This is a genomic window from Aeribacillus sp. FSL K6-2833, from assembly GCF_037965815.1.
Taxonomy (GTDB): domain Bacteria; phylum Bacillota; class Bacilli; order Bacillales; family Aeribacillaceae; genus Aeribacillus; species Aeribacillus composti.
The window spans coordinates 2,907,430-2,917,181 of the sequence record NZ_CP150189.1 but is presented as its reverse complement, the minus strand read 5'-3'; the positions used below and the strand labels follow the sequence as shown (position 1 = coordinate 2,917,181).

Genomic DNA, 9,752 nt, shown 5'->3' with positions numbered 1-9,752 from the left:
GGTGAGGCAATTGAGAATCTTGCATACGGCGGATTGGCATCTCGGAAAAACGCTTGAAGGTCGGAGCAGGCTAAAAGAGCAGGCACAGTTTCTTGATGAACTGTATGAAATTGTTGTAAAGGAGAAAATTGATGTCATTTTGATGGCAGGAGACGTTTTTGATACGGTGAATCCTCCGGCAGGAGCAGAAAAGCTGTTTTATGAAAGTATTTCAAGACTTTCTGATAGAGGAAAAAGACGTGTTATCATCATTTCCGGAAATCATGACAGTCCGGAACGATTGCAAGCAGCAGCTCCGCTGGCAAAGGAGCAGGCGATCGAGTTGATCGGCTACCCGAGAGGCGATGTTTTAACGGTTGAAGTTCCGCGGACAAATGAAACAATGAAGCTGGCGGCGCTTGCTTATCCGTCGGAAGCAAGGCTGAATGAACTGCTTTCAAACGAATATGATGAACTCTTATTGAGAGAGCATTACGATGAAAAAATTCGCGGCTTGTTTGCAATGATGAGCAGAGAGTTTGAACCTCATACGGTGAATATTGCCATGAGCCATCTTTATGTAGCCGGAGGCAGCACGACAGATTCGGAGAGACCGATTGAAGTCGGCGGAGCGTATACAGTTCGAGCCACAAGCCTCCCGGAAAAAGCGCAATATGTCGCATTGGGGCATCTTCACCGGCCGCAAAATGTTAAAAAGTCCAATGTGCCGGCAAGATATTCCGGATCGCCGCTTGCCTATAGCTTTTCTGAGGCAGGTTATACGAAGTCTGTCACAGTGATCGATGCAAAACCCGGCGAGAACGCGGTTGTTTCCGAAATTTATTTGTCGAGCGGAAAACCGCTTGTGAAATGGAAAGCAACTGGCGGTCTTCTTCAAGTTCACCAGTGGCTTGAAGAAGGAAGAGACAAAAACGCATGGATTGATCTTGAAATTTTTTTGACCGACAGCCTTTCATTAGAAGAAATTCATCGGTTGAGAAAATGGCACGACGGCTTTATTCACATCCGGCCGATTTTTGAAAAAGAAGCCGAAAAGATCCAACAAGAAAGAAGAGAAAATCTCCCGATTGATGAAATGTTTAAACGTTTTTACAAAAAACAAACTGGCGGCGCCGAGCCGGAGACAGAGCTCATTGAACTGTTTATGACATTGCTCTCTGAAGACTTAAAAGAGGAAGGAGCACAGTCATGAAGCCGATAAAACTTTCTTTAGCTGGACTGAATAGCTATCGAAAGATGCAGACGGTCGATTTTGAAACACTATGCGACGGCGGTGTCTTCGGAATATTTGGTCCGACTGGCAGTGGAAAATCAACGATATTGGATGCCATTACGTTAGCGCTTTATGGAAAAGTAGAGCGAGCGGCCAATAATACGCAAGGGATAATGAATCATGCGGAAGATCAATTATATGTCAGTTTTACATTTGAGCTTGAAGATGGCCGATCAAAAAAAAGATACACTGTTGAACGAACATTTAAGCGGGTGGATAATGTCAGGATCAACACAAGGCTGTGCCGGCTTCTCGAAATAGGAGAAGAAACGGTCGTTTTGGCAGATAAAACAAATGATGTAAATGACAAGATTTACGAGCTTTTAGGGCTGACGATAGAGGATTTTACCCGCGCTGTTGTCCTTCCGCAAGGGAAGTTTGCTGAATTTCTTTCTTTAAAAGGCTCGGAAAGAAGGAAAATGTTTGAACGATTGTTCAATTTGGAACGATTCGGCGACCAATTAAATAAAAAGCTGAAAAAACGTCTTTTGGAATCAAGACAGCAATTCGCTGAATTGTCAGCGGAACAAGCAGGTCTTGGCGATGCCTCGAAAGGAGCCGTTTTAGAGGCTGAAAAAACGTTTATACGCTGTGATACAGTGCTGAAAGAACGGGAAAAGCAGCTGGATGAGGCAGCAAAGGAATTTGAGCGGATTCAGACAATCTGGAATTTGCAGACGGAAAAAACGACTTATGAGAAAAAACGACAGGAGCTTGAGCAAGAAAAGGAGCGGTTTCAAGAAATCGAAGAAAAGCTGAAAAAAGCGGAGCAAGCGGAGATGCTGAAACCATATGCGGAAGCAGTGCTCGAGCATTTAGCGGAAAAGGACCGTTTTGAAAAAGAAACAGAGCATTGGCAGCAGGAAGAGAAAAAGCTAGCAAGCCTTTATAAAGAAAAAAAGGAAGCTTTTGAAGCGATTCGTGCCAAAAAAGCTGTTGAAGAGCCGGAGCTTTTAACAAAACGTGAACTATTGAAACAGCTTATCTCATTGGATGCAGAAATCAAAGAGGATGAAGCATCGTTTGCAAAGCTGAAAGAAGACTATGAAGCATTGAAAACGAGGCTGCATGAAAAACAGCATACAGAGAGAAAGACGAGCGAATTATTAAATAGGGCGTTAGAGAAGCAGCAGGCTTTAAAACAGCAGGCGAAAGAAGAAACAGTTTCAAGAGAATTCCGGGAAAAAATCCAAAAAGCATATCAACAGAAGCTGAAAATCATGCAGCTTATGAAAGACGAATATGAATTAAAAAGCAAAAAGCAAAAGAAAGAAGACCAGCTTAACGAATGGCGGGAAAAGGCTGACGAGTCCGCCCGCAAAAAGAGTGAATTAAACGAACGCCTGGCAGGTAATTTCAATCAATTACAAAAAGTTTATGATCGTTTATGCAGCCAAATGCGGGAGCATGAATTTTTTAAAGAAAAAGTAAAGGATGATTTACAGGCTGCAAAAAGTCAGCTTGAAGAAGAAAGAACAAATCAGGCGGCAGCTTTGATTTCCGAGCAGTTGACGGAGGGGGAACCTTGCCCTGTCTGCGGCTCCACACATCATCCGGCCCCGAACAGACATTTTTCGATTGAACGTTTAAAAAAATTAGAAGAAACAACGCAGCAGCTAGAACGAATTTTCAAAGAATGTGATCAAACCGAACAGCTGTATTCCTCGCTGAAGCAAAAGCTGCAGGAGCTGTCTGAAGATTTACAAGCGGAACAGTCATTCCTTGCCGGAGTGAAAGAAATAGCGTCGGCTAACGAAGAGCCGATCATTACGATGGACGATAAGCCTCATGATCTTTTGGCATATGACAAATTTAAAATCGAATGGAAAGCTTTGAACCAAGATTACTTAGAAATAAAAGACGCAATAAGAAAAACAATAGCAGACATTCGTGAAGTCAACCATATTACAGCACAAATAGAACCGTTGCTGGATGCTGGGGAAAAAGACTTATCCGAAATCATGCTACAATTGCAAAATGTAATAGAGCAGCTGGAAGAAGAAAAAAGAAAGTGGGATTTAGAGTTTGCTGATCTCGATATGGATCAAATCGAGATGTATGTAAAGGAAATTAGTAAAAAAGACTCGCTCGTTGAACAGCTGCACGAACGAATTGAAAAAAGCGTCAGCTTTATTCAAGAAAAAGAACAGGAAATCGAGCGGTTAAGGGAAGAAATACTCAATCTTTCCACTCAATTAGCTGCCAAAAAAGGAGAAATGGACAGGCAGGCAGAACTGATAGCCGATAAACAGAAAAGGCTCACAGCGCAAAGAGCTGCAAAGGAAAACCTTTTAACAGAACTTAAGAGGATCGATCTTGCCCTTGAACAGCTAAAAAGGGATGAACAAGCAGCTTATGATATTTTTCAAAAAACGGCAAATGAATATCAAAAAGCTGAAAGTCAGCTCCATACCGCCAAACAGCAATTGGCAAGCTGTATAAGCAAGCTTGAAAAAGCGGAAAAAAATTGGAACGACCGAAAACAGCAGACTCCTTTTGCAAATGTGCATGAAGTGAGAAATTCCGTTTTGCAGGAAGAAGAAAAACTGGCTATGCAAACGAGTCTAGATCAATATAAAAAAGAAATGGAGCATGTAGCATCTGCAATTGAACGTCTGGAAGAAAAATTAGGCGGAACTGTTCTTAAGCAGGAAACATGGGAAGAAACGAAAAAATGCTTAGAAGAAGCTAGAAAGCAAGTAAACGAAGCAATGGAACAAAGAGGCGCGGCGGCAAAGCATTTGCAGCTGTTAAAGGAAAAACATGAACGATATGTGGAAATAGAAAAAGAGAAAGAAGAGTTGCAGCTTCTTCTTAATCGGTTAGAAAAACTTCAAGCCGTCCTGAAAGGGAATAGTTTTGTCGAATACATGGCTGAGGAACAGCTTCAACAAATAAGCTTTGATGCTTCACAGCGGCTTGGGGAATTGACAAGACAAAGATATGCGATTGAAGTCGATTCAGAAGGCGGTTTTATCATGCGTGACGATGCAAATGGCGGAGTAAAACGACCTGTTTCGACATTATCTGGCGGAGAAACATTTTTAACTTCTTTAGCCTTAGCTTTGTCGTTGTCCACCCAAATTCAGCTTCGCGGAAAATATCCGCTTCAGTTTTTTTTCCTTGATGAAGGGTTTGGAACGCTTGATGCAGAGCTTCTCGATACGGTTGTATCGGCTTTGGAAAAACTGCAATCGCAAAATTTATCCGTTGGCGTAATCAGTCACGTGCAGGAGCTAAGGGAACGATTGCCTAAGCGGCTGATCATTGAGCCAGCTGAACCTTCCGGAAATGGAACGACCGTGCGAATCGAAACGATTTAATTACATGAAGCAAGGATATTTCTTACCTAGTATGCCGTTACCAGTTAACAGCAAGTATTACATTCTCTAAAGGATCTTAACCGCTCAACGTGACGGGGCTGTCTAATAAGTCGATTTTCCGGCTTATAGACGCCCCGTTAATGTTTTAGAAATGTTGATATATCAAATGTTTATGATGTTTCGTTTTCAATGGATTTTGACTTTCTAAGACAACCCCTACTAATCTTAGCATGTTTTGATTGCTGTGCTCATCCGTACTTTTTTAACCGTTTTTCATCGTTTTGACAAGATGTATGCTGCTTCAGCATTCTCCAAATAAGCGAAAAAAGCAGGTTCGATGGTGACGCCTGCTGCATCATGCACAAATCGTTTCAGCATTTCCAAATAAGCTTAAAAACAGGAGAACGGTACCATCTGCAATTTAGCCCGTTTTGAAATAGGTTGAGTAAAAGTTTTCCGTCAAAAAAATAAGACTATGAAAAGGCGAGTCTTATAAAATATCAAATTCCTCTTTTACAACGGGATGAAAATCACTTTACGAAATTAACTGTATTGTATGTTAATGTTGTGAGTGCGAATGCTTTCTAACTGTATAACAGTCCATGAAAAAACTAATGCAGGTTTTCAGCTTCTTTGAACCGATTCATAGTTTCACTCTATTTGTGCATCATGAGGACATCCACATTCCTAAAAAGAGTCTTTTGATCTGAAATGCAAGACAATGCGCTTTTTTTATTGAGCAGGACAACAAATTGAATGTCCTGCTCGCAAATAGTGTTTCTGGATCATAATATAAATCCAATCGTTATTTTTCACTAAGTCTTTTTAACGAACCAGGTGGCTATGCATTTGCCGTCTGGTTTTGATCATTTACGTCCGGATCGATTCCGTTTGTTATGCTGAGACCGTTGTTATTAATATGAAAATCGCCTGTGCAGCTGCTACCAGAGCCGCTGATGGATTTTGATGCTGATTTTGGAGATAAATAAAAGGAATCTCCGAAATTCACAACTCCTCCTGAAACGGAATTAATTTTTATCGGTCCGACAATCGCTGGCATGAGGAACATCCTTTTCCTTGTTGTCTCATAAATCACATGCGTAGAGAAAATCTATTGTTCAGGGATCAATATGTTTTGTCCTGTTGAAATTACCGTTGTTTTTCGTCGCCATCAACGTTTTTAGACAATTGTCGAATATGTTTTATTCGTGCTTCCGCGCATATTTCTTCGGCTGATCCAAAGTTCACGATGCTTGAAGATGAGATGCCCAAAATTTTTACGTGATCGACATATATGTTCGGAGAATTGTTTGAATATGCGCTGGAAAATTGTTCGTCAAAGGAAGGCTGAGGAATGGATTCGCGGAAAAGCTGATAGGAGCGAAACGACCCTTCCTTTGTATTAAATTTTTCATAGTCCCGCTGAACTGCCAGAACATTCGTTTTAGGGGTAATTTTTTTCGCGTCACCGATTTGGAATACGGAACAGATGTCTACTGAGTGTATATACGCCACTCTTATGTTCGCAAATCTTTTTAACAAATACATTAGTCTAATGACAAAGGAACAAATGGACCGATGATTAATGATTCAGGTGGCGTATCAAAAATGGAAGAAAGAGAGATTTTATCCGCATCCCCTATTAAAAAAACTGATGAACTTGAAACCCCTATGATTCTCACCATGCCCACACGCAAGCCGTTATTGATGACGGTAAAATTCATGACAATTCGTCGCCTTTCTTTTTATTGGGGAAATGTTTAAAAAAATGATCGATCGATTGATCAATATCTTTTTTTACCTTTTCTTCAATCCATTGTATTTTTTCTTTTATATCTGTTTGCTCATGGAGACGGAGTCTTTGTAGATAATAAGTAATCCTTCCTTCAAGTTGTTTTCTAATGTCTTCTATGATGATAGCTTTATATGTTTCATCTAATTCATATTCATAGTTTTTAGCAAAGTCTTCAATCTTTTTCGGACATTCTTCTTGTAAATAACTATGAATGCTTTCAACGCATTGTTCGAATATTTGCTGTTTTAATTCGCTATGAACATCATCGACGTTTAGTTCTTCATTTTTTACGGAAAATTGTTCAATTGCTTCCTGATCAGCAGGATTTAAGCCGATATTCAAGACTCCTTCGAGCGTTTCGATTTTCAATTGGTCAAATTTGTACTCAACTTTTTCAATATTTGTATAAGGTTTGTTTTTGATCTCTTCCATTTGTTCTTCAAGGTAAAGAAACCCTTTTTCCAGATGGTCGATTCTTTTGCTTTGGGAATGGAGATATTGTTCCAATTTTAGGATATATTGCAATAATGATTGCACAGTGTAATTCATGATGTTCTCCCCACCTTTATCAGCATTCGTTACCATATTTATATTCTTTTCCAAATGAAAGGTGAATCACTATGAAATGTTTGGTGGACGGAGAGGCACAATGACTCCGTTTCCCTGGCCGGATGGAGCGGGAGCCGGTTCAGTAAATTGTCCTGTGTTGTATAAATTCGACAGCGGTTTTATGATTCCGGCGCTGCCGATTTGAAATACGGATGAATTGGCGATCGTTCCGATACGTATAAATTGTATGTGAATCGATTGTTGAATATAAAAATTCATAAAACCACCCTCTAAGCGTTTAACACTTGCGGCTGATCAACGAGATCACTGTCAAACGTATTCGTAATGCTGTTTTGATTAAATACGTAAAGACCGTCGCCTGTATTGAAGGAACCGGCCCCTGCGAATGTTTTCACTTCACTGTATGGTGAAATGTTTACGACGTCTCCGACATGAACGACACTGGCCGTCCCGACGCTATTTACCTTCATAGCACCAACAATTGCAGGCATCGCTTTCCATTCCTTTACCTTAAAAGTTATTTAGCTATTTTTAGTGTATGTTATGTCTTGAAAACTGTGATAAACGTTTAGAATCGCATTTTTGTATACCTCAATATTTCACAAAATAACTATGCAAAATTCGTGGTGCTTTTAGCCCGTTTCCATGAAAAACTCCATCAAATGATTGCACAAAAAAATTTTTTTGCCCGAATAGCATGATGACTCTTCTTGTTTTACAATGTTTTTCATTTGTCAAGGAAAAATAATGGAAAAAAGTACAAAAAAATTATTATTCTTACTTGACATATAGGATTAATACGATTAAAATGTAACTCAATATTATTTTCTTAAACTATCAAAAAGTTTTTGTCGTGAAAATCCCTACCGTTTTAGTCGAGATTAATCTAGTAAACTTTCAGGGGAAGGGGGCATTTGGTGAAGGTTTCAAGCAGAGGTGAATATGCATTACGTGCTTTGCTTGTACTTGGTCAGCAACAGGGAAAAGTCTGTCCGATCAATGAAATCGCCAAACAAACGCTAGTTACGGTCAAATACTTGGAACAAATCTTGCTCCAATTAAGAAAATTGGGGTATGTGCACAGTAAAAGGGGTATACAAGGAGGCTATATGCTCCGTTTATCGCCGACTGACATTAACATAGGGGAGGTTATCCGGCAAATTGAAGGTCCTTTATCTCCAATGGGGTGTGCCAGTACGACGGCTTATGTGCCGTGTCCATTGGAAGATAAGTGTTTATTAAAGCCGCTTTGGACGGTTGTACGTGACACAATTGCCCGCGTTCTTGAACAAACAACTTTAGATGATTTATTGAATAAAAGAATTACAACGGGAATTGGAGGGGAGAGCTTTGTTAAAAACGAAAATTGATCAGGAGTGGATTGAAAGAATTATACGTTCACTAGAAGATTTGGAATACGGATCTGTGCAAATTATTGTACATGACTCAAGAATTACACAAATCGAAAAATTGGAAAAATTCCGTTATCCTTTAGAACGAAAGGATGGCCATAACAAAGGGGCTAAGTGAACATATAAAACAATATCATAAAGAGGTCGTCGATCGGTCCACCGAAGACTCCCTATGTCTTTTCAATATTCCCGGATCGAGGAAGTTTTTTTATTTATAACACCGCCACCGAAACATAGCGGAAAGGGAGATGAATTTTATGAATATTACAAATAAACGCAAGTCAAAAGGACTATTTTTTCTATTATCTGTTATTACAAGTATAGCTCTTGTTTTAAGTGCTTGTGGTTCAAAAAATGAAAGTGCCAGCTCCAGCTCAGAGGGAGATAAAAAGGCAGTCGAGTTATTAAACGTTTCTTATGACCCTACACGTGAGCTTTACCAAGACTTTAATAAAGCTTTCGCAAACTATTGGAAAGAAAAAACTGGTCAAGAGGTTACGATAAAGCAATCACATGGCGGTTCTGGCAAGCAGGCGCGGTCTGTTATCGATGGTTTGGAGGCTGATGTTGTAACGTTAGCGCTGGCTTATGATATTGACGCCATTGCAGATACTGGATTGATCGAAAAAAATTGGCAACAAAGATTGGATAAAAACAGTTCTCCTTACACGTCCACTATTGTGTTTCTAGTACGCAAAGGAAATCCGAAAGGTATTAAAGATTGGGACGATCTTGTCAGATCTGATGTTTCGATTATAACCCCCAATCCAAAAACATCGGGTGGAGCACGCTGGAATTATTTAGCTGCATGGGGATACGCATTGAAAAAATATGGCGGCGATGAAGAGAAGGCAAAAGAATTTGTTGCGAAAATATATAAAAATGTTCCAGTATTAGATTCCGGGGCAAGGGGTGCTACAACAACATTTGTCGAAAGAAAAATCGGTGATGTTCTTCTTGCTTGGGAAAATGAAGCTTTTCTAGCCATCAATGAATTAGGAAAGGATCAATTTGAGATTGTTGTGCCTTCTGTAAGCATTTTAGCAGAACCTCCTGTTGCTGTTGTAGACAAGGTGGTTGATAAGAAAGGAACGCGCGAAGTAGCTGAAGAGTATTTGAAATATTTGTACACGGAAGAAGGACAGGAATTGGCAGCGAAGCATTATTATCGTCCAACATTGCCAAAAGTCGCTGAAAAATATAAAGATACATTCCCGCAATTGGAACTCTTTACAGTTGACGAACTGTTTGGGGGCTGGAGAGAGGCTCAGAAAAAACATTTTGACGACGGCGGTATTTTCGATCAAATTTATCAGCCGAAATAATGATTTGTTCCGATGAATGGAGGATTGGAAGTGGCCAAAACAAAACAACAGCAC

At 40.0% G+C, this 9,752-nt stretch carries 11 protein-coding genes; 5 read left to right on the top strand and 6 right to left on the bottom strand.

The window, feature by feature from the left end; genetic code table 11:
- Positions 1–10 precede the first annotated feature (10 nt).
- Positions 11–1,192, top strand: a complete 1,182-nt coding sequence (locus NSQ94_RS14070; protein WP_066250620.1) for an exonuclease SbcCD subunit D — start codon at positions 11–13, stop codon at positions 1,190–1,192.
- Positions 1,189–4,596, top strand: coding sequence for an SbcC/MukB-like Walker B domain-containing protein (locus NSQ94_RS14065; protein ID WP_339229466.1), 3,408 nt, complete (start codon positions 1,189–1,191; stop codon positions 4,594–4,596). The genes NSQ94_RS14070 and NSQ94_RS14065 overlap by 4 nt, the downstream gene beginning before the upstream one ends.
- An 841-nt stretch (positions 4,597–5,437) precedes the next feature.
- Here NSQ94_RS14065 and NSQ94_RS14060 read toward each other — a convergent pair.
- From NSQ94_RS14060 to NSQ94_RS14035, 6 genes are all read right to left on the bottom strand, one after another.
- A complete protein-coding gene (locus tag NSQ94_RS14060; RefSeq protein WP_063386628.1) occupies positions 5,438–5,656 on the bottom strand; it encodes a spore germination protein in 219 nt (72 codons plus the stop codon).
- A gap of 89 nt (positions 5,657–5,745) precedes the next feature.
- Positions 5,746–6,111, bottom strand: a complete 366-nt coding sequence (locus NSQ94_RS14055) for a spore germination protein GerPE (protein WP_157727918.1) — start codon at positions 6,109–6,111, stop codon at positions 5,746–5,748.
- 32 nt (positions 6,112–6,143) lie between these two features.
- The gene (locus tag NSQ94_RS14050) at positions 6,144–6,320 is read right to left on the bottom strand and encodes a spore gernimation protein GerPD (RefSeq protein WP_339229464.1); all 177 of its coding nucleotides are present in this window, start codon (positions 6,318–6,320) and stop codon (positions 6,144–6,146) included.
- A complete protein-coding gene (gerPC, locus tag NSQ94_RS14045) occupies positions 6,317–6,940 on the bottom strand; it encodes a spore germination protein GerPC (protein WP_063386631.1) in 624 nt (207 codons plus the stop codon). The genes NSQ94_RS14050 and gerPC overlap by 4 nt, the downstream gene beginning before the upstream one ends.
- Positions 6,941–7,009: 69 nt before the next feature.
- A complete protein-coding gene (locus NSQ94_RS14040; RefSeq protein ID WP_094245311.1) occupies positions 7,010–7,219 on the bottom strand; it encodes a spore germination protein GerPB in 210 nt (69 codons plus the stop codon).
- Positions 7,220–7,230: 11 nt separating this feature from the next.
- Positions 7,231–7,452, bottom strand: a complete 222-nt coding sequence (locus tag NSQ94_RS14035; RefSeq protein ID WP_063386633.1) for a spore germination protein — start codon at positions 7,450–7,452, stop codon at positions 7,231–7,233.
- Between the two features lie 426 nt (positions 7,453–7,878).
- Here NSQ94_RS14035 and NSQ94_RS14030 point away from each other — a divergent pair, with 426 nt between their 5' ends.
- From NSQ94_RS14030 to NSQ94_RS14020, 3 genes are all read left to right on the top strand, one after another.
- On the top strand, positions 7,879–8,331 hold the full coding sequence (locus NSQ94_RS14030; RefSeq protein WP_063386634.1) for an Rrf2 family transcriptional regulator: 453 nt from the start codon (positions 7,879–7,881) through the stop codon (positions 8,329–8,331).
- Complete coding sequence (locus tag NSQ94_RS14025; RefSeq protein ID WP_063386635.1) at positions 8,312–8,491, top strand: YezD family protein; 180 nt, start codon at positions 8,312–8,314, stop codon at positions 8,489–8,491. Before NSQ94_RS14030 ends, NSQ94_RS14025 begins: the two co-directional genes overlap by 20 nt.
- A gap of 139 nt (positions 8,492–8,630) precedes the next feature.
- The gene (locus NSQ94_RS14020) at positions 8,631–9,698 is read left to right on the top strand and encodes a sulfate ABC transporter substrate-binding protein (protein ID WP_339229462.1); all 1,068 of its coding nucleotides are present in this window, start codon (positions 8,631–8,633) and stop codon (positions 9,696–9,698) included.
- Positions 9,699–9,752: the final 54 nt, after the last annotated feature.